This is a genomic window from Neomoorella carbonis, from assembly GCF_045278715.1.
GTDB classification, from domain to species: domain Bacteria; phylum Bacillota; class DSM-521; order Neomoorellales; family Neomoorellaceae; genus Neomoorella; species Neomoorella carbonis.
The window spans coordinates 663,679-685,365 of record NZ_CP136420.1; the positions used below are offsets into that span (position 1 = coordinate 663,679).

At 57.9% G+C, this 21,687-nt stretch carries 24 protein-coding genes; 21 read left to right on the plus strand and 3 right to left on the minus strand.

The genetic code is table 11. The features are described from left to right. Nucleotides 1–2 precede the first annotated feature (2 nt). The 11 genes from dnaJ (at nucleotide 3) to MCACP_RS03335 (ending at nucleotide 10,042) form a co-directional block, all read left to right on the plus strand. Nucleotides 3–1,151, plus strand: coding sequence for a molecular chaperone DnaJ (gene dnaJ, locus MCACP_RS03285; protein WP_406677964.1), 1,149 nt, complete (start codon nucleotides 3–5; stop codon nucleotides 1,149–1,151). A gap of 61 nt (nucleotides 1,152–1,212) precedes the next feature. Then, nucleotides 1,213–1,956: a 16S rRNA (uracil(1498)-N(3))-methyltransferase gene (locus MCACP_RS03290; RefSeq protein WP_406677965.1), complete on the plus strand. Its 744-nt coding sequence runs from the start codon at nucleotides 1,213–1,215 to the stop codon at nucleotides 1,954–1,956. Between the two features lie 342 nt (nucleotides 1,957–2,298). After that, a complete protein-coding gene (mtaB, locus tag MCACP_RS03295) occupies nucleotides 2,299–3,666 on the plus strand; it encodes a tRNA (N(6)-L-threonylcarbamoyladenosine(37)-C(2))-methylthiotransferase MtaB (protein WP_406677967.1) in 1,368 nt (455 codons plus the stop codon). A gap of 27 nt (nucleotides 3,667–3,693) precedes the next feature. Continuing rightward, a complete protein-coding gene (locus MCACP_RS03300) occupies nucleotides 3,694–4,038 on the plus strand; it encodes a histidine triad nucleotide-binding protein (protein ID WP_406677968.1) in 345 nt (114 codons plus the stop codon). Nucleotides 4,039–4,126: 88 nt separating this feature from the next. Then, on the plus strand, nucleotides 4,127–4,303 hold the full coding sequence (gene rpsU, locus MCACP_RS03305; RefSeq protein WP_106004464.1) for a 30S ribosomal protein S21: 177 nt from the start codon (nucleotides 4,127–4,129) through the stop codon (nucleotides 4,301–4,303). A gap of 143 nt (nucleotides 4,304–4,446) precedes the next feature. After that, nucleotides 4,447–4,749: a sporulation protein YqfC gene (yqfC, locus tag MCACP_RS03310; protein ID WP_406677969.1), complete on the plus strand. Its 303-nt coding sequence runs from the start codon at nucleotides 4,447–4,449 to the stop codon at nucleotides 4,747–4,749. A gap of 30 nt (nucleotides 4,750–4,779) precedes the next feature. Next, entirely contained in the window at nucleotides 4,780–6,036 is a 1,257-nt protein-coding gene (yqfD, locus tag MCACP_RS03315; protein WP_406677970.1) for a sporulation protein YqfD, read from the plus strand. Nucleotides 6,037–6,113: 77 nt separating this feature from the next. Continuing rightward, nucleotides 6,114–7,115, plus strand: coding sequence for a PhoH family protein (locus tag MCACP_RS03320; RefSeq protein WP_406677971.1), 1,002 nt, complete (start codon nucleotides 6,114–6,116; stop codon nucleotides 7,113–7,115). Beyond that, nucleotides 7,097–9,262, plus strand: coding sequence for an HD family phosphohydrolase (locus MCACP_RS03325; protein WP_406677972.1), 2,166 nt, complete (start codon nucleotides 7,097–7,099; stop codon nucleotides 9,260–9,262). The genes MCACP_RS03320 and MCACP_RS03325 overlap by 19 nt, the downstream gene beginning before the upstream one ends. Then, nucleotides 9,231–9,701, plus strand: a complete 471-nt coding sequence (gene ybeY, locus MCACP_RS03330) for an rRNA maturation RNase YbeY (protein ID WP_406677973.1) — start codon at nucleotides 9,231–9,233, stop codon at nucleotides 9,699–9,701. Before MCACP_RS03325 ends, ybeY begins: the two co-directional genes overlap by 32 nt. Next, nucleotides 9,701–10,042 carry a diacylglycerol kinase family protein gene (locus MCACP_RS03335; RefSeq protein ID WP_406677974.1) on the plus strand — a complete coding sequence of 114 codons (342 nt, stop codon included), beginning with the start codon at nucleotides 9,701–9,703 and terminating at the stop codon, nucleotides 10,040–10,042. The genes ybeY and MCACP_RS03335 overlap by 1 nt, the downstream gene beginning before the upstream one ends. A gap of 24 nt (nucleotides 10,043–10,066) precedes the next feature. Here MCACP_RS03335 and MCACP_RS03340 read toward each other — a convergent pair whose 3' ends face one another. After that, a complete protein-coding gene (locus tag MCACP_RS03340) occupies nucleotides 10,067–10,549 on the minus strand; it encodes an NUDIX hydrolase (RefSeq protein WP_406677975.1) in 483 nt (160 codons plus the stop codon). A 115-nt stretch (nucleotides 10,550–10,664) separates the two neighbouring features. Between MCACP_RS03340 and MCACP_RS03345 the strand changes: the two genes are divergently transcribed. The 10 genes from MCACP_RS03345 (at nucleotide 10,665) to ppdK (ending at nucleotide 20,776) form a co-directional block, all read left to right on the plus strand. Then, nucleotides 10,665–11,054, plus strand: a complete 390-nt coding sequence (locus tag MCACP_RS03345) for a cytidine deaminase (RefSeq protein ID WP_406677976.1) — start codon at nucleotides 10,665–10,667, stop codon at nucleotides 11,052–11,054. 12 nt (nucleotides 11,055–11,066) lie between these two features. Then, a complete protein-coding gene (gene era / locus MCACP_RS03350; protein WP_406677977.1) occupies nucleotides 11,067–11,972 on the plus strand; it encodes a GTPase Era in 906 nt (301 codons plus the stop codon). Between the two features lie 79 nt (nucleotides 11,973–12,051). After that, nucleotides 12,052–12,207: a hypothetical protein gene (locus MCACP_RS03355; RefSeq protein ID WP_406677978.1), complete on the plus strand. Its 156-nt coding sequence runs from the start codon at nucleotides 12,052–12,054 to the stop codon at nucleotides 12,205–12,207. Between the two features lie 17 nt (nucleotides 12,208–12,224). Continuing rightward, a complete protein-coding gene (gene recO, locus MCACP_RS03360) occupies nucleotides 12,225–12,977 on the plus strand; it encodes a DNA repair protein RecO (RefSeq protein ID WP_406677979.1) in 753 nt (250 codons plus the stop codon). Between the two features lie 2 nt (nucleotides 12,978–12,979). Continuing rightward, on the plus strand, nucleotides 12,980–13,414 hold the full coding sequence (locus MCACP_RS03365) for a DUF4342 domain-containing protein (protein WP_406677980.1): 435 nt from the start codon (nucleotides 12,980–12,982) through the stop codon (nucleotides 13,412–13,414). A gap of 124 nt (nucleotides 13,415–13,538) precedes the next feature. Then, nucleotides 13,539–14,468 carry a glycine--tRNA ligase subunit alpha gene (gene glyQ / locus MCACP_RS03370; RefSeq protein ID WP_406677981.1) on the plus strand — a complete coding sequence of 310 codons (930 nt, stop codon included), beginning with the start codon at nucleotides 13,539–13,541 and terminating at the stop codon, nucleotides 14,466–14,468. A gap of 3 nt (nucleotides 14,469–14,471) precedes the next feature. After that, nucleotides 14,472–16,556: a glycine--tRNA ligase subunit beta gene (gene glyS / locus MCACP_RS03375; protein WP_406677982.1), complete on the plus strand. Its 2,085-nt coding sequence runs from the start codon at nucleotides 14,472–14,474 to the stop codon at nucleotides 16,554–16,556. A gap of 93 nt (nucleotides 16,557–16,649) precedes the next feature. Then, the gene (locus MCACP_RS03380) at nucleotides 16,650–17,285 is read left to right on the plus strand and encodes a helix-turn-helix transcriptional regulator (RefSeq protein WP_141265496.1); all 636 of its coding nucleotides are present in this window, start codon (nucleotides 16,650–16,652) and stop codon (nucleotides 17,283–17,285) included. Further along, entirely contained in the window at nucleotides 17,269–18,114 is an 846-nt protein-coding gene (locus tag MCACP_RS03385; RefSeq protein ID WP_406677983.1) for a pyruvate, water dikinase regulatory protein, read from the plus strand. The genes MCACP_RS03380 and MCACP_RS03385 overlap by 17 nt, the downstream gene beginning before the upstream one ends. Then, the gene (ppdK, locus tag MCACP_RS03390; RefSeq protein WP_406677984.1) at nucleotides 18,104–20,776 is read left to right on the plus strand and encodes a pyruvate, phosphate dikinase; all 2,673 of its coding nucleotides are present in this window, start codon (nucleotides 18,104–18,106) and stop codon (nucleotides 20,774–20,776) included. Before MCACP_RS03385 ends, ppdK begins: the two co-directional genes overlap by 11 nt. Nucleotides 20,777–20,948: 172 nt before the next feature. Here the strand turns inward: ppdK and MCACP_RS03395 are convergent, their stop codons facing one another. Beyond that, nucleotides 20,949–21,368, minus strand: a complete 420-nt coding sequence (locus tag MCACP_RS03395; protein ID WP_406677985.1) for a putative toxin-antitoxin system toxin component, PIN family — start codon at nucleotides 21,366–21,368, stop codon at nucleotides 20,949–20,951. After that, entirely contained in the window at nucleotides 21,361–21,624 is a 264-nt protein-coding gene (locus MCACP_RS03400) for a hypothetical protein (RefSeq protein WP_406677986.1), read from the minus strand. The genes MCACP_RS03395 and MCACP_RS03400 overlap by 8 nt, the downstream gene beginning before the upstream one ends. Between the last annotated feature and the right edge of the window lie 63 nt (nucleotides 21,625–21,687).

Genomic DNA, 21,687 nt, shown 5'->3' on the forward strand with positions numbered 1-21,687 from the left:
TCATGGCTAAGCGCGATTATTATGAGGTCCTGGGGGTTTCCCGGGATGCCTCCGAGGCGGATATCAAAAAGGCTTACCGCCGGCTGGCGCGCAAGTACCACCCGGATATGAACCCGGGGAATAAAGAGGCCGAAGAAAAGTTCAAAGAGGTCCAGGAAGCCTACGAAGTCTTGAGCGACCCGGAGAAGAGGGCCCGTTACGACCAGTTCGGCCATGCCGGCATGGAGACGGGCGGGCCCGGCTTCGGCGGTTTTGACTTCGGCGGCGCCGGGGCCGATTTCGGCACCTTTGGCGACATCTTTGACATGTTCTTTGGCGGCGGTTTTGGCCGCACGGCCAGGCGCCAGGGTCCCCAGCGGGGCGATGACCTGCGCCTGGATATAGAAATCTCCTTTGAAGAAGCCGCCTTCGGCGGGGAAAAGGAAATCGGCGTGCCGCGCCAGGAAAAGTGTCCGGCCTGTGACGGCAGCGGCGCGGCGCCCGGCACCAGGCCCAGGACCTGCCCCACCTGCCACGGCAGCGGGCAGATCCGCATCTCCCAGAGCACGCCCCTGGGCCACTTCCAGACCATCCGTACTTGTCACCACTGCCACGGTCAGGGGACCATTATTGAAACGCCCTGTCCCACCTGCCGCGGCCGGGGTGTAGTCCAGCGCACCCGTAAGATAAAGATCAAAATTCCCGCGGGGGTGGATACGGGTGCCCGCCTGCGCATGGCCGGCGAAGGCGAGAGCGGTATCCGCGGCGGGCCGCCGGGCGACCTCTATGTCTATATTAATGTCCGGCCCCATCCCTTTTTCCGGCGGGAAGGGTATGACGTCCTCTGCGAGGTGCCGGTAACCATGGTCCAGGCGGCCCTGGGTGACAGGATCCTGGTGCCTACCCTGGACGGTAAAGTAGAACTGAATATCCCCGCCGGCACCCAGAGCGGGGCCACCTTCAGGCTGAAGGGCAAGGGCATCCCCCGCCTGAACGGCGCCGGCCGGGGTGATCAGCATGTCCGGATTCATGTCGAGACGCCTACCAACCTTAATGAAAAACAAAAGGAACTGCTGCGGGAGTTTGCCCGCCTGTACGGTTGGGAGCCCAAAGGCACCAGGGAACAGGATAAAGGTTTCTTTAAGAAGGTAAGGGATGCCTTCATGGGCTAAAGTCATGTCCCTGGAGGCTGGTAGGATTATGTTCAGCAACCCTGTAGGAGGGTGAGCCGTTATGGCCCACCATTTTTTTCTGCCCGGTCCGGTTGTACCCGGAGAACCGGCCGTCCTGGAAGGGGAAAACGCGCATCACGCCCTCCGCGTCCTGCGCCTGCGGGTGGGAGAGACCATCTCCCTGGCCGACAGCCAGGGTCAGGGGTACCTGGCGGAAATCATCGCCATCAACAAAGACCGGGTGGTCGCCGCTGTCAAGGCCCCCCTGGAGAGCCCCGAGCCGCGGGTAAAAGTCACCCTCTACCAGGGCTGGCCCAAGGGCGATAAAATGGATTTTATCATCGAAAAATGTACAGAATTAGGGGTAGCCAGGATCGTCGTCCTCAATACGGAACGTTCCATCCCCCGGCCGGACCAGGACGCCTGTATCCGGCGGCGGGAACGCTGGCAGCACAAGGCTCGGGCAGCAGCCCGCCAGAGCCGGCGGCACTTGATCCCGGCGGTGGAGGGTCCCCTGGAACTCCCGGCGGCCCTGGCCGGCCTTAGCCCGGGCACCCTGTTGCTGGTGCCTTGGGAAGAAGAGCGCTCCTGCGACCTCAAGTCCATCCTCACTGTGGTCCCGGAGGAACAGGAACTGGCCCTGCTCATCGGCCCCGAAGGGGGCTTGAGCCGGGCGGAAGTTGACCTGGCCCGTAAATTTGGTGGTTTACCCGTAACCCTCGGCCCCCGCATCCTGAGGACGGAAACGGCCGGCCTGGTCTGCCTGGCTGCCATCATGTATGCCCTAGGGGAGCTGGGGGGCTGACGCCCCCTTCAGCGAGACATGAAAATTTATCTGGGCGTTAGGATGGGGATATGTCCCGGAGCCGCGAATAGTGGAGCGCCGGTAACAGGACAGGCGAGGTGAGGCAACCGCTGCCGACGCCGAGGACGCCTGAGCGTACCTATGTGAGGGAATAACGTAATCTCATAGAAGGAGTAAAGTTTGCGGAACCAGGAGCCTGTTCATGGGCAATCCGCAGGCGGCGAGCAGCGGTCCGAACCGAGCCGTAGTCCTGTCGGCGCGTAACTTCTGAGCGGCGCAGGGACATATCCCCACCAGAAGGTACCATTTCTGGCGGAGAACCCTATTTTCGGAGGAACAGAGATGAAACTCGTGCCCTCACCCCGGGTTGCCCTGGTAAGCCTGGGTTGCAAAGTCAACCAGAACGAACTGGAAGCCATGAAGCACCTTTTCCGGGAGGCTGGCTACGAGATCGTACCCTTCCCGGAAAAGGCCGACGTCTATGTCGTCCACACCTGCACCGTCACCCACATCAGCGACCGCAAGTCGCGACAGTACATCCGCCGCGCCCTGCGGGCCAACCCGGAAGCAGTGGTGGCCGTTACCGGCTGCTATGCCCAGGTAGCCCCGGAGGAGGTGCTGGCTATTCCCGGCGTTGATGTAATCGTCGGTACCCGGGACCGGCACCGGCTGGTAGAATTAGTAGAAAAAGCACGTGAGGAAGGTACTCCAGTTAACGCCGTCCGCGCCCATGAGCCCGGCGAAACCTTTGAGGAATTGCCCCTGGTAGAAGTGAGCAGGGCGCGGGCTTTCCTGAAGATTCAGGAAGGTTGCGAGGAATTCTGTACTTACTGCATCGTGCCTTATGCCCGCGGGCCCTTACGCAGTCGGGCACCAGAAGCGATCCTGGCCGAGGTGGAGCGCCTGGTAGCTGACGGTTATCTGGAAATAGTCCTCACCGGCGTTCACACCGGCGCCTATGGCCGCGACCTTCCCGGAGGTATAGACCTGGCCGGTCTGCTGAAAAAAATTGTCCGGGTCCCGGGGCTGCAGCGCCTTCGCATCAGTTCCATTGATCCCCTCGATTTTACCCCCGAATTGAAGGCTGTGCTAACGGGGGAAGAGGTTATCTGTCCCCATTACCATATCCCCCTCCAGAGTGGTGATGATACCATCCTGCAAAGAATGGGACGCCATTACAGCAGCCATTACTACCTGGAGTTAATCGCTTCCTTGCGCTCCAGGCGGCCCCGGGCAGCCTTTACCAGCGACGTCATGGTCGGCTTTCCAGGGGAAACAGAGGAGCAGTTTCAAAATACCATGGTGGTAGTCAAGGAAGCAGCCCTGGCCGCGATCCATGTTTTTCCTTATTCCCCGCGCCGGGGTACGCCGGCGGCGGCCATGCCTGATCAAGTAGCCCCCGAGGTAAAAAAGGAGCGGGAACGGCGGCTCCTGCAGCTGGGGCGCCGCCTGGCCCGCCAGTATGCCCGGGAATTTTTAAACGAGATCATGGCGGTACTGGTTGAAAGACCTTTGCCCGGTCAGCCGGGGGTTTACGAAGGCCATACCGGCAATTACCTGAACGTAGCCTTTCCGGCGGAAAGGGATTTGACGGGAGAACTCGTCTCGGTAAGGCTTAAGGAATTACGGGGAGGTTTAATCTGGGGCAAATTAGAAAAAGATGTTAGGGAGAAGCAGGAAAATGGCCCTGGAGAGAGAAATAAAATTTAGTATAGCATTACGAAGGGAGTAAATCACGTGGCCGAGGAATGTATCTTTTGTAAAATAGCCGGGGGTCAGCTCCCGGCCGAGGTGGTTTACCAGGATGAGCAGGTGGTAGCCTTTAAAGATATCCGGCCGGTAGCCCCGGTACATATTTTAATTATCCCCAGGAAGCATATACCCGATCTCACGGCTATTACCCCGGAAGACAAAGAGCTGCTCGGCCACATCCACCTAGTGGCGGTGCAAATTGCCCGCGAACTGGGCCTGGCCGAGCGCGGTTTTCGCCTGGTAAATAATTGTAAAGAAGAGGGCGGACAGGTTATTTACCACCTCCATTTTCATCTTCTGGGAGGACGGCCCCTGCAAATCCTGGGTTGACGCCAAAAAAAGGATAGAGTATAATTAACATCATGTTGAGCTTTTGCAGGTAGCATCCACCGGGTGGCGGGGGGGAGGGAAGCAAGGGTTGAGCGAGGTTAGAATTGGCAAAAATGAATCCATTGATGCCGCTTTGAAGCGGTTCAAGCGTATCTGTCAGAAGGCAGGCATTCTTTCAGAAGCCCGGCGTCGGGAACACTACGAAAAACCCAGCGTCAGGCGCAAGAAAAAATCCGAAGCGGCTCGCAAACGTCGCTGGCACTGAAACAGAGTATGTTACCTCCCTCTGGCTGATATTTTTCCCGGTGGCCAGCTTTCCTGGAATTCAGGCCCGGTCCGTCAGGACCGGGCTTTTTTACGGTCTTTTTTGCCCTGCCTTTGCATAAAGTAGTGGCAGGAGGGGACAGGATGGGGAAAAATCGTTCCCGGCGCAATTTAATAGACAGAGCCCGGCGGCTGGAAAGGGCTGTTACCGAATATTTAGAGCTACCGGCAGATGCCGTCCTGGACCTGCCGCGCCTGACCCTGGTAGGCAACAGCCGGCTGGTAGTGGAAAACCACCGGGGCATCAGCGAGTACCAGCCGGACCTGGTGCGCCTGAAACTCAGTACCGGCGAACTGGAGATCAAGGGGACAGGCATACTCCTGCGGGAGATCAAGCCGGACGCCATCGCCCTGGAAGGCACCATTCAGTCCCTGAGATTTTTATAATTATTATTTTTACAGGGGAGGAAGAAACCGGTGGCCTGGCGCAGCTGGCTGACTTACCTGGAGGGCTATCTGGTACTTACCATCAGCGGTGACGACCCGGAAGGCTTTCTCAATCTGGCCCTGGCCAGGAATATCTGCTTTTGGGATATTACCATTAACAGGAACGGCAGCATCCAGGCAAAAGTGAAGGCCGGCGAATACCGCGCCCTGCGCCCCCTGGCCCGGCAGAGCCGTTGCCGGGTCCGTATTGTGGACAAGCGGGGCTGGCCCTTTTTCAGCCGCCGCCTGCGGGGGCGGCAGGTACTGCTCCTGGGCAGTATTTTCTTTTTACTGGCCATCTACCTCCTGTCCACTTTTATCTGGGTGGTGGAAGTCAGGCCGGGAAACGGGCCGTTACGTCGGGTAACGCCGGCCCAGGTCATGGCCGCGGCTAGGGCGGAAGGCTTAAAGCCCGGGGCCAGGAAAAGCGCTCTCGATATCCGCGCCCTGGAGCACGCCCTGGAGCGCCGTATGCCCCAGGTAGCCTGGGTAGGTATCCGCTTCCAGGGTACCAGAGCCGAGATCACCGTGGTAGAGAAGGCAGCCCTTCCCGGTGAGGAAGCCTCTGACCGGCCGGCCAGTATTATTGCCGCCAAAGACGGGGTAATAAAGGATATCCTGGTCATCAATGGTGAGGGCAGGGTAAAGGCCGGTGATACGGTCCGGCAAGGACAAATATTGATTTCAGGCCTCGTTTTGCCTTCCCAGCCGGAAAAAAAGCCGGGCGAGGCAGGTTCTCCTGAGCAGCCCCTCTCCCCACCTCGCCTCGTCCGCGCGCGGGGTATTGTGCGGGCCCGGGTCTGGTATGAAGGGGAAAAAGAGATCAATCGCCGGCAGGTCCAGGAAGTGCCAACCGGCCGGCAGCAGACGACGATAATGGTGCAGGTGCCCGGCCGCCGCTATATCTTGAAAGGACCGGAACGGCCTTCCTATACCAATTACCGCCAGGAAAATAAAGTTATGGTTTTGCCATCCTGGAGGAATTTTATCCTGCCCGTCGAACTCATTATTACGACCTATTATGAAGTCCAGGTCCGGTACCGGCAGCTTGCTTATGAAGAAGCAGTAAGGGCTGCCGGCGAGCAGACCCTGGCGGAACTCAAGGAAAAATTACCACCTGGAGCCAGCATTACGGGGCAGAAGATAGTTCCCTTAAGCAAACCCGAAGATGAAGTAGTGCGTGTCCGGGCCTGGGTGGAAACGGAAGAGGACATCGGCCAGGTTGTTCCCCTTAGCGGCAGCAGTTAAAAGGCAAGCAAGGCAGTAGCCTTTACGCTGGCTGATGTATATGCTAAAATAAAACGATTAAGATTATAAAGGAGCTGATGGATAAAGCCTTGACCAACAATTACGAAACCCGGCTGACAGTTGGCAGCAACGGCGAGGCTGTCAATCTTTTTGGTCACCAGGATGAGAACCTGAAATTTATTGAGAGCCATACCTCAGCCCGCATCGTAGCCCGGGGGAATGAGCTGACTTTAAGCGGGACGCGCCAGGAAGTGGAGGAACTGGAAAGACTATTCCGGCAGTTAATTAAACTGGCCCGTTCCGGTATGACCATTAATACAGCAACCATTAACTACACCTGGAACCTGGTCCGGCGCCAGGATGGCATGGCGGGCCAGACCGACCTGGCCCAGGCCCTGGGGGAGGTGCTTTACGTTACTCCCCGGGGCAAACAGATTCGCCCGAAAACCCTGGGGCAGCTCCGCTATGTCCAGGCCATGCGCCGTTACGATATCGTCTTTGGCATTGGTCCGGCCGGCACCGGGAAAACCTACCTGGCCGTAGTTATGGCCGTCAATGCCCTCCGGTCCCGCAGTGTGGAACGGATAATACTCGCCCGGCCGGCGGTTGAGGCCGGGGAAAAGCTGGGCTTCCTGCCCGGCGACCTGCAGGAAAAGGTTAACCCCTATCTCCGGCCCCTTTATGACGGCCTTTATGATATTTTAGGTATGGAAACGGCACAAAAGTATATGGAAAAAAATATTATAGAAGTAGCGCCCCTGGCCTATATGCGGGGGCGTACCCTGGATGACGCCTTCATTATCCTGGATGAAGCCCAGAACACTACTTCCGAACAGATGAAGATGTTCCTCACCCGTATCGGTTTTGGCTCCCGGGCCGTCATTACCGGCGACGTTACCCAGGTGGACCTGCCCCGGGATACGACTTCCGGCCTGGTAGAAGCCCAGCGGATCTTGAGGGGGATTGAGGGTATTGCCATTGAGTATCTGACCGAGGCTGACGTTGTCCGCCATCCCCTCGTCCAGGAGATCATCAAGGCCTATGAGAGGAGTGACCGGATGTGCCATGGCAGCGGCTAAAAGGGTTAATGCACCCGCTGCTGGCCCGGCTTGGTCCTAAATTTTTACGAACCAGGGTCATCTGGGGGATGGCCCTGTTTGCCGTTGCCGTTGCCATTATGGCCCTGGATTACCTGCCGCAAAAGCTGGATTTAAAGGTGGGGCAGCCCAGCCCCCAGGATTTCAAGGCACCCCAGGGCATTGTTTATGAAAGTGAGGTTTTAACCCAAAAGGCCAGGGAAGAAGCGGCCCGGCAGGTAACTCCCGTTTACCGGGTGGACAGTTCGGTAGTAACTGCTTTGACCGGTCAGGTAGATAATATTTTCCAGGAAATAAAGGAGATTAACAATAGTACCGGTGACAGCAGCGAACGGGTGGCACGTTTAAAGAACCGGTTGAGCCAGTTAAAATTGACTGCTCCCACCCTCCAGGCCCTGGCGGCAGCCGATGCCGCTACCCTCAATAACCTGGCCGGCATGACCAAGAATATTGTCAGCCAGGTAATGAATGAGGCCGTACCCCAGGATGCCGTGAGTACCGCCCGGGACAAGATGCTGGCTGCCGTTGAGACGGCGGGAATAGAAGCCAGGTATAAACCTGCCGTGGCAGCCATTATCCAGAACCTGGAATTAAAACCCAATCTCATCTATGACGTTGCCGCCACCTTGCAGAAGCGGGAGAAGGCTGCCGCCGAGGTGAGCCCGGTCCAGGTAACCATCCGTCAGAATGAAAAAATCGTCAGCGATGGAGAACTGGTGACGGCGGAAGATATCGAAGCCCTGCAGAAGCTGGGCCTCCTGCGTTCCGGGGCTTCGTGGGGAGCTTTACTGGGCCTTATTTTTTTCCAGGCCCTCCTGGTAGCCCTGTTGCTCCTGTATTTACGCTTTTTTAAGCCGGATATTTATAACAGCAACCAGCTGCTGCTCTTGCTCGGGCTTTTATGGTTGATTTTCCTTATCTTTTCCCGGGGTGTGGCCGCCATCAGCCTGGGTGGCCGGGCAGAATTTACCCGCCTGGTGGGATATCTTATGCCGGTAGCCGCCGGTTCCATGCTGGTGGCCATCCTCATCGATGCCCAGGTGGCCGTTATTTTTACCATCTTCCTGGCCCTGCAGGCAGGGATCATCGGCGGTATCTACTACCAGTTTACAGCCATGGGCGTCGTCAGCGGCCTGGTGGGTATTTACTGTGTCACCCATTTAAGCCAGCGTTCCGATCTCGCCCGTTCCAGCCTCTTTTTGATGCTGGCCGGCCTGTTTAGCGTCGTCGCCCTGGAGCTGATGATGAATCATACCCTGTCCCAGCTGAGCATCGCCGCGGCCCTGGCCCTGGCCAACGGCCTGCTTTCAACGGTCTTAACCATCGGCTTCCTGCCCTTTCTGGAAAACAGCTTCGGCATCACCACGGCGGTGAAGCTCCTGGAGCTTTCCAATCCCAATCATCCCTTATTAAAGCGCCTGCTCCTGGAAGCTCCGGGCACTTACCACCACAGCATCCTGGTGGGGAACCTGGCCGAGGCGGCGGCCGATGCCGTGGGGGCCGATTCCCTCCTGGCCCGGGTAGGAGCCTATTACCATGATATCGGGAAGCTGAAGCGGCCCTACTTTTTCATTGAAAACCAGGTGACGGCCGAGAACCCCCATGACCGGCTGGCCCCGACTTTAAGTACCCTCATCATTTCCTGCCATGTCAAAGACGGCCTGGAAATGGCGCGGGAGTATCGCCTGCCCCGGGTTATCCAGGATATTATTGCCCAGCATCACGGCGCCAGCTTGATGACCTATTTCTACCACAAAGCCCGGGAAAGCAGCCGGGGCGACAGTGTCAATGAAAACGACTTTCGCTATGAAGGGCCGATCCCCCGGAGCAAAGAAGCCGCCATAGTCATGCTGGCCGACAGCGTCGAAGCCGGCATCCGCTCCCTGCCCAGGCCCACACCCGGCCGCATGGAGGGTTTTGTGCGCAAGATTATCCGGGAAAAGCTGGACGACGGCCAGCTGGAGGCCAGTGATTTAACGTTTCGGGAACTGGCTGTTATCGCCGAGGCCTTTATGCGCGTCTTAAACGGCATCTTTCACACCCGGGTGGAATACCCGGAAGTGGTTCTCAGGGAAATGGAAAGGAGAAAAAATCGCAATGGAGTGCTCCATAAACAATCAGCAGGATGATTACCCCCTGGGGGAGGAACTAATATCCTTACTGGAAAAGGTTCTCCAGGAGGCCGCTGCTGTGGAGGGAGTGGACCCGGGAGCCGAAGTGGGCCTGACCCTGGTCGATGACGCTGCCATCCAGGACCTCAACCGGACCTACCGGGGTGTTGATGCCCCTACCGACGTCCTCTCCTTTGCTTTGGAAGAAACAAGTCCCGGGGAACCTGCTTATTTCGACCCGCGGGTGGACAGGCTCCTGGGGGATATCGTTGTTTCGGTACCAACGGCTGTCCGCCAGGCGCAAAACTACGGCCACTCCCTGGCCAGGGAACTGGCTTTTCTCACCGTGCACGGTTTCCTGCACCTCCTCGGTTATGACCACGGCACGGAAGATGCAGCCGCCAGGATGGAGGCGCGCCAGGAAGATATACTGACCCGGGTGGGGCTGAAGCGGTAATGCCGGCCAAATTCCGGGCCGCCCTGGCCGGGATTGTCTACTGCCTGCGGACCCAGGTTAATATGGCCATTCACCTGGCAGCTATGATGGCCGTCATCGGCGCCGGCTGGTATTTCCACGTGCAGCCCTGGGAATGGGCGGCCCTGACCATAGCCATCACCATGGTCCTGGCTGCGGAGACCTTCAATACAGCGGTAGAAGTGACCGTAAACCTTTATACGAGTAAATACCATCCCCTGGCGCGCATCGCCAAGGACGTCGCCGCCGGGGCCGTTTTAATTACTGCCCTGGGGGCGGTAGCCGTGGCGTACATCATTTTTGGCCCGCGCCTGGGCTTCTAGGCGGCTTACCCGGGCGAGCACATTTTAAAAAGCCTGGTGGTGGATGGTGCGGTAGAGGATTCCGGCCGGCGGGGTACCATCAAGTAGATTCCAGGCAGCCAGGAGTTCCTTTAACCCCCTGGTGAGGGGATAAGCAGCTACTTCGCGCAGGGGTACCCAGCTGGCGGCAGCAGCATCGGTGGCCGGGCATAAGCTCCCACCCCGGTATTCCGCCCAGAAATCAATCAGGACGTAGTGGTATTTAATGCGGCCGCTGCCATCGGTATGGATGCTGTCCAGGACGGCTATGGGCGGCCCGGCAGCCACCTTGATGCCGCACTCTTCAAAAACTTCGCGTTCCACAGCCTCCCGGGCCGTTTCCCCTGTTTCCTGGGCGCCGCCGGGCAGACTCCATAAACCTGCCGCCGGCGGCGTCCCCCGGCGGACCAGCAGGATGTTGCCCTCCTTAATGACCACCGCCCCTACTCCCACAATAGGGTGGGGAGGATAACTTCGTTCCACAGGCATGGAAAAAACACCCCCGCCAATATTATATCCCAGGGGTAGAGGACGGGGCCAGGGGGCGTTAAAATTGACCGCCAGCTTAACTGAATGGTAAAATTAGATCGGGGAGGTACCTGCAGTGGCCTGCAATCCCGAAGAACTAATCGCAGCGGCGGCCGGGGCGAAAGAGAAAGCCTACGCCCCTTACTCTCGCTTTAAGGTGGGCGCGGCCCTCCGCACAGCTACGGGTAAGGTCTATACCGGCTGCAATATCGAAAATGCCTCCTACAGTTTGACCATCTGCGCCGAGCGGGTGGCCCTGTTCCAGGCCGTGGCTGCCGGTGAGCGGGAGTTTACCGCCCTGGCCGTAGTCGGCGGGGATCTCGCAGCCTGTTTTCCCTGCGGCGCCTGCCGCCAGGTCCTGGCCGAATTTGCTCCCGGCCTGGAAATCATCACCGGCCAGCCCGGTGGCCCCGTTCACCGCCGCTTTTTAAGGGAACTGTTACCGGATACCTTTACCTTGAAATGAGGTGCCTGTTCCTTGGCCGCGGAGTACGTTTCCGGATTTGCCGGGCTTATCGGCCGGCCCAATGCCGGTAAATCGACCCTTTTAAACCAGCTGGTGGGCCGGAAAATTGCCATCATGTCCGATAAGCCCCAGACGACGCGCAATAAGATTTTAGGGGTGCTGACGACAGGCAATTACCAGATCGTTTTTTTAGATACCCCCGGTATCCATAAGCCCCAGCACCAGCTGGGTGAGTATATGGTAGCCGTGGCCCGGAACACCCTGGCCGAAGTCGATGTCATCCTTTACGTGGTTGACGCTGCCGTCGCCCCCGGGGCCGGTGAGGAATATATCATTGAGCAATTAAAAGGGGTGGCTACCCCCGTAATCCTGATTCTCAATAAAATTGACCTGGTGGACGCCGCCACCCTGCAGCAGCGGGAGGACTTTTTCCGGGCCCGCCTGGATTTTAAAGCCGTCCAGGCAGTGTCGGCCCTGGCAGGTACCAACGTAGCTACCCTGCCGGAGATAATAAGTTCTTTCCTGCCACCGGGACCCCAGTATTACCCTCCGGATATGGTAACCGACCAGCCGGAAAAATTTGTCATGGCCGAGCTCATCCGGGAACAGGTCCTCCGGGTGACCCGGGAAGAAGTTCCCCATGCGGTGGCCGTGGTGGTGGAGGAAATAGCCGAGCGCCCCAACGACTACCTCTACGTCGACGCCGTGATCTACGTGGAAAGGGATTCCCAGAAGGGTATTATCATTGGCCAGGGAGGGCAGCGGCTGAAAGAGATTGGCACCGGGGCCCGCCGGGAAATGGAAGCCCTGCTGGGCAGCAAAATTTTTTTAAACTTAAGGGTGCGGGTAAAGAAAAACTGGCGCCAGCAGGAACTGGCCCTAAGGCAGCTGGGTTATGACCGCCGGCTCATCCAGTAGAAACCTGGTATAAGGTTTTGCTTTTGAGCCAGTCTATTTATTACCTGACCAGTGGCTAAACCCGGAAAGGATGACACCTATGCAAACAAAAGACGCCTGGTGGCACCTTTTTACCCTGACGGGCAGCATCGAAGCCTACCTTCTCTACCGCGGTATTTTATACCCCGAGAAGTTAACTTCATTAACAGAACAGCAGGTCGCTGCCGGCGATTGGCAGCGGGAAAGGATGCTGTAGCAGAGAGAGGGATAAAGGTGGCGGGTTATTTCCGGGCCGAAGGTATAGTCCTGAAAAGCAAAGACTACCAGGAAACGGACCAGCTGCTGACAATTCTGACCCCCAGCCACGGCAAGATAGACGCCATCGTCAAAGGAGTGCGTAAACCCAAAAGCAGCCTGCGCAGCGGTACCCAGCAGCTCTGCCGGTCCCGCTTTTTATTTTACGCCGGCAAAAGCCTGGCCACCGTCACCCAGTGTGAGGTGCAGTCGATCTTCGCCCCTCTACGCCAGGACCTGAGACGCCTGGCCTATGCCTGCTACCTGGTAGAGATAGCCGACAGCGTCGTCATGCCCGGCCAGGTGAACCCCGCCATGTACAACCTTTTGAAGCAGGGACTGGAGATGCTGGCCGTAGTGCCGCCGGCCCTGGTGGCCCGCGCCTTTGAAGCCCGGACGCTAAAAATCCTGGGCCTGGAGCCGCGTCTGGACCGCTGCGCTTCCTGCGGGGGGGCTTTAAAGACTGAGGGGCGGGTAACCGTAGCCCCGGCGGCCGGCGGTACCATTTGCCTGCAATGCCGCGGGCGGGAGGGCCCGGAGTACCAGGTAATGCCGGGTAGTATAAAGATCTGGCAACAGTTAAATCATATGAACTGGCGGCATCTCCAGCGGATGCAGATTAGCCCTTACCTGGCCAGGGAGCTGGAGGAAATTATGCCCGCCTTTTTGGAATACTATTTAGACAGGAAACTCAAATCCCGTACTTTGATTAATGAAATAGGGGGGCAATGAAGATGACGGAACTGGAAAAGATCGACCAGCTGCGCGAGCGCTTGGGAATAAGTTACCGGGAAGCCAGGGAGGCCCTGGAGCGGGCCGGCGGTGATGTCCTGGAGGCCCTCATCCAGTATGAAGAAAGCGCCAAGGAAGGCTTTCAAAAGGAGCTGGCCGGCTGGAGCGAAAAACTCATGGAGCGTATCCGCAGCATCCTGCGCCGTGGCAATGTGACGCGGATTAAAGTAAAAAAGGATGGCAAAACCGTGGCCGAAATACCGGCAACCGTCGGCGCCATGGGAATCTTGGGTATCCTGGCCAGCAGCGAGCTGGCCATCCTGGCCGGCTTGAGTACGGTGGCGGCCCTCTTTAACCGCTATACCCTGGAAATAGAGCGTCCCGACGGCAGGGTGGAAGAACATACCCTGGATGTGGAAAACCAAGTTGACAAGTAGAGGTTGTTTTGCTAAATTATTGTCTTGTAAGGCTGGCCAGGGGCCGGCCGCTGTGTTGCCACGAAAAGTTAGCTCCCGTCCCTGGCAGGGCGGGAGCTTCTTTTGTAGAGGGGAGTAATTGCACTTGAATTTCCAGGAACTCATCATGACCCTGCAGCAGTACTGGGCGGCCCAGGGCTGTGTCATCCAGCAGCCCTACGACCTGGAAAAAGGAGCCGGAACCATGCACCCGGCGACTTTTTTACGGGTGCTGGGACCGGAGCCCTGGCGGGTAGCCTATGTCGAACCCTCCCGCCGACCAACCGACGGCCGCTACGGTGAAAACCCCAACCGCCTTCAGCACTACTACCAGTACCAGGTCATCTTAAAGCCTTCCCCCGACAATGTCCAGGATTTATACTTAAAGAGCCTGGAAGCCATCGGCATCAATCCCCACGAGCATGACATCCGCTTTGTCGAGGATAACTGGGAATCCCCTACCCTCGGCGCCTGGGGCCTGGGGTGGGAAGTGTGGCTGGACGGCATGGAGATCACCCAGTTCACCTACTTCCAGCAGTGCGGCGGGTTTGACTGCCGGCCGGTGAGCGCCGAGATTACCTACGGCCTGGAACGGCTGGCCATGTACATCCAGCAGGTGAACAGCGTCTATGACATTGAATGGGTAGACGGTATCACCTACGGTGACATCCACCACCAGACAGAGGTTGACTACTCCCACTACAACTTTAATGCTGCCGATACCAGCATGCTTGCCGCCCTTTTCAATGCCTACGAGGCTGAGGCCAGGCGGGTAGTAGAACAGGGCCTGGTCCAGCCGGCCTACGACTATGTCCTCAAGTGTTCCCATACTTTTAACCTCCTGGATGCCAGGGGAGCCATCAGCGTAACCGAGCGGACGGCCTACATCGGCAGGATACGCCATCTGGCCCGCCTGTGCGCCGCCGCTTATCTAGAGCAGCGGCAAAAACTGGGCTATCCCCTGCTAACCCCTTCCCCTGCAGCTGCAGTATCCGGCCAGGACCGCAAAGACGCCTACGATGTCAAGGAGGGATAGCCCGTGGCCCGCGATCTTGTATTTGAAATAGGTACCGAAGAGATTCCTGCCCGCTTTATGCCCGGGGCATTAGAACAAATGGCAGCCCTTGCCGGGCAGCTTTTAGAGGAATACCGCTTAAAATACCAGCAGGTGACAACCTACGGCACCCCCCGGCGGCTGGCCCTTTACATAAGCGGCCTGGCCGAAGAGCAGGAGGAACGGGTACAGGAGATTAAGGGACCACCGGTAAAGGTAGCCTTTACTGCCGACGGCCAGCCCACGAAGGCCGCCCTGGGATTTGCCAGGAACAACGGCGTAGGTGTAGAGGAACTGGTCACCCGCTGCATCAACGGCGGGGAGTACGTCTTTGCCGTCAAGAAAGAAGCCGGGCGGCCGGCCCTGGAGGTCCTGCCGGACCTGCTCCTGGCTGTCGTCAATGGTTTAAGTTTTCCCAAGCCCATGCGCTGGGGATCCCTTGACATGCGTTTCGCCCGCCCCATTCGCTGGGTCCTGGCCCTCTTCGGGGAGGAAGTCGTTCCCCTGGAAGTGGCTGGCCTCCCTTCGGGCCGCGTAACCTACGGTCACCGTTTCCTGGCCCCCGGTCCCCATGAAGTACCGGCGGCTTCCGCCTACCTCCAGGTCCTGGAGAAGAACTACGTTCTGGCCGACCAGCACCGCCGTCGGCGGCTCATCTGGGAGCAGGTTACACAACTTGCCGCCCGGGAAGGAGGTCGGGTGGAGGAAGACCCCGATTTACTGGAAGAGATCAATTACCTGCTCGAGTACCCCACCGCCCTGGCCGGCCGTTTTAACCCGGAATACCTGAAGCTCCCCAGGGAAGTAGTCATTACCCCCATGCGCGACCACCAGCGCTATTTCCCCGTGTGGAATGACCGGGGCGAGCTCCTTCCCCTGTTTATTACCGTCCACAATGGTACGGCCGCCCACCTGGATACCATCAGCCGCGGCAATGAAAGGGTGCTAGCAGCAAGGCTCGCCGACGCCGCTTTCTTTTACCGGGAAGACCGGAAAATTCCTCTTGCAGACAGGGTGAACAAACTGGAAGAGATTGTTTTCCAGGAAAGCCTGGGGACCATGCTGGCCAAGACCCGGCGCATCATGCGATTGAGCCGGATGCTGGTCCAGGCTTTGGACCTGCCGGGTGAGCTGGTCCCGACTGTCGAGCGCACGGCGGAGCTGGCCAAGGCCGACCTGGTAACTGCCATGGTTTATGAATTTCCCGAGCTCCAGGGGATAATGGGCTCCTATTACGCCGCCCACGACGGCGAGGCCCCCGAAGTCTGTCAGGGCATCCGCCAGCACTACTGGCCGCGTTTTGCCGGCGACCGCCTGCCCGATTCCCTGACGGGTATGGTCGTGGGTCTGGCCGACCGGCTGGACACCCTGGTGGGCTGTTTCGGCGCCGGGTTGATTCCTACCGGCTCCCAGGATCCCTACGCCCTGCGCCGCCAGGCCGCAGGTCTGGTAACCATGGCCGTGGAGCTCGATTTGCAATTTTCCCTGGCCGGGGTAATTGCCGCCGCCTATGAAGGCTATACGGAGGGCGGCATCCGGCTGGCCCAGGATTTAACCACCGTCCGGGAGCAGCTGGCCGGGTTCTGCCGCCAGCGGCTGGAGCATCTCCTGGCCGAAAAGGGCATTCGTTTTGATGTCATCCAGGCCTGCCTGGCCGCCGGCAGCGACGACCTGGCCGACGTCTTCCACCGCGCCCGGGATTTAAACGCCTTCCGGGAAGAAGAAGGTTTTGCCGCCCTGCAGACGGCCTTCACCCGCGCCTTCAACCTGGCCCGCCAGGCCGGGGAAAGGTATGTCCTGCAGCCGGATGCATTGAAAGAAAAAGTGGAAATCGAGCTTTACCGCGCCCTGGAAAAGGTACGGCAGCAGGCGGAACCAAAGCTTAAGGCAGGCAATTACCTGGAAGCTTTAAAGGCCATGACCCCTCTGCGGGAACCCATTGACGCCTTCTTTGACGGCGTCCTGGTCATGGCGCCGGAAAAAGAAGTTCGTAACAACCGCCTGGCCCTGCTTCAGGAGGTAGTGGACCTTGTCTTCCAGGTGGCCGACTTTTCCCGCCTGGTACCCTAGCAGAAATTTTTAGATAAGCAAGAAGGAAAATGACCGGGCATGTGGTATACATTACAAAGTATACAGGCTGGGGGCCGGGAGGAGGGGTAAAAGGTGCAGCTTTCCCCGCGGCAACAGCAGATAGTGGCCATAGTTAAACGTTCCGGGCCCATTACCAGCCAGCAGATTGCCGAGGAGTTAAACCTGACCCGCGCTGCCCTGCGCCCGGACCTGGCCGTCCTCACCATGTCCGGCATCCTGGAAGCCCGTCCTCGGGTAGGCTATTTTTTAAGTACCAAGCCTTCCCAGGCCCTGGTGGCTGAAGAGATCAAAAAGATTAAAGTGGGCGACGTCAAGGGGCTGCCGCGGGTCATCAGGGCCAATGCCTCGGTCTATGATGCCATAGTAAACATGTTTATCGAAGACGTCGGTACGCTGATGGTGGTCGACGAAGAAGGTCACCTGGAGGGGGTCATCTCCCGCAAGGACTTGCTGAAAGCCGCCATTGGCGGCGGTGACCTGCAAAAGATGCCGGTTTCGGTGGTTATGACGCGGATGCCCAACATTATCTGCACCACGCCGGAAGAAACCGTCCTGACAGCAGCCCGCAAAATAATTGAACATGAGGTCGATGCCCTGCCGGTGGTCCGCCCGGTAGATGGGCAGGGGAAAAAATTAGAGGTAATAGGCCGCCTGACCAAGACGACCATTACCAGGCTGTTTGTAGAACTGGGTGAAGGCGGCCGCTAGGAAAGGAGGGTTTACCATCGGCGTTATCTACGTCATATCCGACTCCTTGGGGGAAACGGCCGAGTATGTGGCCCGGGCGGCGGCCAGCCAGTTTGACGGCGGCGAGCTGGACATCCGCCGGGTACCCTATGTGACCGATGCCGAGCACCTGGAAGAGGTCATGAACGAAGCGGCCCAGGAACAGGGCATTATTGCCTTTACCCTGGTCCTGCCGGAATTGAAAAAGCGTTTGCTGGAACTGGCGGCAGAGCGGGGTCTGACGGCCGTGGACCTGCTCGGCCCCCTGATGGATGCCATTGCCCGAGCGACGGGGGTGCAGCCGCGGCTGGAGCCGGGGCTTATCCGCCGCCTGGATGAAGATTATTTCCGCAAGATGGAAGCCATCGATTTTGCCGTTAAATATGACAACGGCAAGGATACGCGGGGTCTCTGCCACGCCGACCTGGTATTGATCGGCGTTTCCCGGACTTCCAAGACGCCGGTGTGTATGTACCTGGCCCACAAGCGCCTGCGGGCCGCCAACCTCGCCCTGGTACCAGAGGTGCCCCTGCCCGAAGAATTGCTTTCCCTGCCTGGGGAAAAGATAATAGGGCTGACCATAGATGCCGAAAAACTGTACCAGATTCGCCAGGAACGCTTGAAAACCCTTGGTTTGCCAGGGCAGGCCGACTACGCCACCCGGAGTCGTATTGAACAGGAGCTGGCCTATGCCCGCAAAGTCATGGACCAGCTGGGCTGCCCGGTGATTGATGTTACCAATAAGGCCGTCGAAGAGACGGCTGGTAAAATACTGCAAATCTATTATCGGAGGGAAGGTTATGGCAAGTAAAAAGTATGTCTACCTGTTCAGCGAGGGTAGGGCCGACATGCGGCGCCTCCTCGGCGGTAAAGGCGCCAATCTCGCCGAGATGACCAATATCGGCCTGCCCGTACCCCAGGGAATTACCATCACCTGTGAGGCCTGCAATGAATACAACCGCCTGGGCCAGCAGTTCCCGCCCGGCCTGGAGGAGGAAGTTGCCGCCCGCCTTAAAGACCTCGAGGCCATTAACGGCAAAAAGCTCGGCGACCCCGAGAATCCCCTGCTCGTCTCCGTTCGTTCCGGGGCGCCCGTATCCATGCCCGGCATGATGGACACCATCCTGAACCTTGGTTTAAACGATGAGTCGGTCAAGGGCCTGGCCGCCCAGACAGGTGACGAGCGCTTTGCCCTGGACTGCTACCGCCGCTTCATCCAGATGTTTGGCAATGTGGTCTTAGGGATAGAACATAACAATTTTGAAGCTGTCCTGGAAAAACATAAAGAGCGCCTGGGTGTCAAATTTGACAACGAGTTGACCCCGGAAGCTTTGCGCGAGGTTATTGCCGAGTACAAGGATGTCGTCAAGAGCCACAGCGGCCGCGACTTCCCCCAGGACCCCCGGGAACAGCTCTACATGGCCATCCGCGCCGTCTTCAACTCCTGGAACAACCCGCGGGCCATCGTCTACCGCAAGATCAATAAAATTGCCGATGACCTGGGCACCGCTGTCAACATCCAGACCATGGTCTTCGGCAACATGGGCTCCACCAGCGGCACCGGCGTGGCCTTTACCCGCAATCCGGCCACCGGCGAGAAGGGCGTCTACGGCGAATATCTCATCAACGCCCAGGGTGAAGACGTGGTGGCCGGCATCCGCACTCCCAAACCCATCAGCACCCTGAAAGAAGAGATGCCGGAAGTTTACCGCCAGTTTGAAGATATCTGCCAGCTTCTGGAGAAGCACTACCGCGACATGCAGGATATCGAGTTTACCATTGAGAAAGGCAAGCTCTATATCCTCCAGACCCGCAACGGTAAGCGTACGGCGGCCGCGGCCGTTAAAATCGCCGTCGATATGGTGAACGAAGGCCTGATTACCAAAGAAGAAGCGGTCCTCCGCGTCGACGCCGATCAATTAGGCCAGCTCATGCACCGCCGCATCGATCCGAAGGCGAAACTCGAAGTGGTGGCCAAAGGACTGCCGGCTTCTCCCGGCGCCGCCTCTGGCCAGGTGGTCTTCGACGCCGATGAAGCCGAAAAGATGGGCCTCGACGGCCAGAAGGTCATCCTGGTGCGTACCGAAACCACTCCGGATGATATCCACGGCATCGTCCAGGCCCAGGGAGTTCTCACAGCCCGGGGCGGCATGACCAGCCACGCGGCCGTGGTGGCCCGGGGCATGGGCAAACCGGCCGTTACCGGCTGCGACGCCATTAAGATTGACGTGGAAAACAAGCGCTTCTTTATCGGCGACTTGGTGGTAAAAGAAGGCGACATCATCTCCATAGATGGCTCCACCGGCAACGTCATGCTGGGTGAGGTCCCCCTGATTGACCCGCAGCTGACCGGTGAATTTGAAACCATCCTGGAGTGGGCCGATTCCTTCCGCCGGCTCAAAGTCCGCGCCAACGCCGACACGCCGGAAGACGCCAGGAGGGCCCGGGAGTTCGGCGCCGAGGGCGTTGGTCTCTGCCGTACCGAGCACATGTTCATGCAGGTCGACCGCTTGCCCGTTGTCCAGGAGATGATCCTGGCCAAAACTAAAGAAGAACGCGAAGCGGCCCTGGCCAAACTCCTGCCCATGCAGCAGGGCGACTTCTACGGCATCTTAAAGGCCATGGAGGGCCTGCCGGTGACCATCCGCCTCCTCGACCCGCCCCTGCATGAGTTCCTGCCCAATATTGAAGAGCTGCTGGTGGATGTCACCCGGCTGCAGGCGACCAACGGCGATCCCAAAGAGCTGGAAGAAAAGCAGGCCCTCCTGCGCGAGGTGCGGGCGCGGCACGAATTCAACCCCATGCTGGGCCACCGCGGCTGCCGGTTAGGTATTACCTATCCGGAGATCTACGCCATGCAGGCCCGGGCCATTTTCCAGGCCGTCGCCCAGCTGGTCAAAGAAGGGATCAAGGTCCTGCCGGAAGTGGAGATCCCCCTGGTCATCCATGTCAACGAGTTAAAGCGCCTCCACGAGCTGGTGGATGAAGTGGCCGCGGCTGTTAAGAAAGAGACGGGCGTCGACTTCGAGTACAAAGTCGGCACCATGATCGAAATGCCGCGGGCCTGCGCCACGGCCGATGAAATCGCCAGGGAAGCCGAGTTCTTCTCCTTCGGCACCAACGACCTGACCCAGACCACCTTCGGCTTCAGCCGTGACGACGCTGAAGGCAAGTTCCTGCACCAGTATGTGGACGAAAAGATCCTGAAAGAAGATCCCTTCATCGTCCTCGACCGCGACGGCGTGGGCAAATTCATGAAGATGGCCGTGGAATTAGGCCGCAGCACCAATCCCAAGCTGGAAGTCGGTATCTGCGGCGAGCACGGCGGCGAACCCAGCTCGGTGGAGTTCTGCCACCAGATCGGCCTCAACTACGTCAGCTGCTCACCCTTCCGGGTGCCGGTAGCGAGACTCGCCGCCGCCCAAGCCGCGTTGAAAGAAAAGAAGGGCAAACTCGAGCAAAAGGGAGAATAATTTAAGGAAGGATAAGAGAGTAAAATTACAGGCTGCTGACTTTACACCGGTCGGCAGCCTTTTTTGATCTTATTACCATATACTGCCCCCACGGACCGAGCTTTTCGATGTAGCCGCTCCTTAGGGGTTGTTGCCAGGGTAACCGGCAACAAACAGCACAGATTAACTGGCATCAATCACTGGTAGTTTCACGTAGTGCCAATAAAAATTCGGCTGGAGACAGTATACAGATACCCCTGTATTCTTTAAGTGGCCGTAGATGGCGGCTATCGCCGGTAATTATATATTTGGCTTCGCCTGCCATAGCACATTCCAAAAAGCGATTATCTGCCTCATCTTCATGGATAACCTCCAGCCTGGTTCCAGGGGTAACCAGCCTGGTAATAGTTCGGAGTTCTTCTAGTGTCAGGCTAATCTGTTCATCGGTCCACCCAAATTTCCTTTTAAGAACTCCGCTCACTTCAGCAAGGATGTATTCTGAAATCAATAATTCAATCTCATTGTTTCTAGCCATGGCTATAATTTCTTCCGGCTTGCCGCCAAAAAGGAAGGCCGAAATATAAACGTTAGTATCGCAGACCACCTTAATCATTTCGGCCTTCCTTCCGCATCGAGTGGATTATTTCTTCAATATCGTTTTCATCTTTAAGTTGGTGCTGCCGGGCTGATTCCTGTCCCCATTTTCTAATATATTGCCAGCGCTTTTCGCTTTCTATATATCTGGTTATGGCCTCGCGGGCGAATTCTGCCTTAGTTTTGGCTTTTTCCCGTGCCATCTCCTCGAGATCTTTATACAAAGTAACCGGCAGGGAAATGTTTAAAATCCTTCTTTTGATCATTTCACCCATGGTTAATACCCTCCGTAACAAAAATGGTTACAACTAAATACTAACTTGCAGGCCATAGATTGT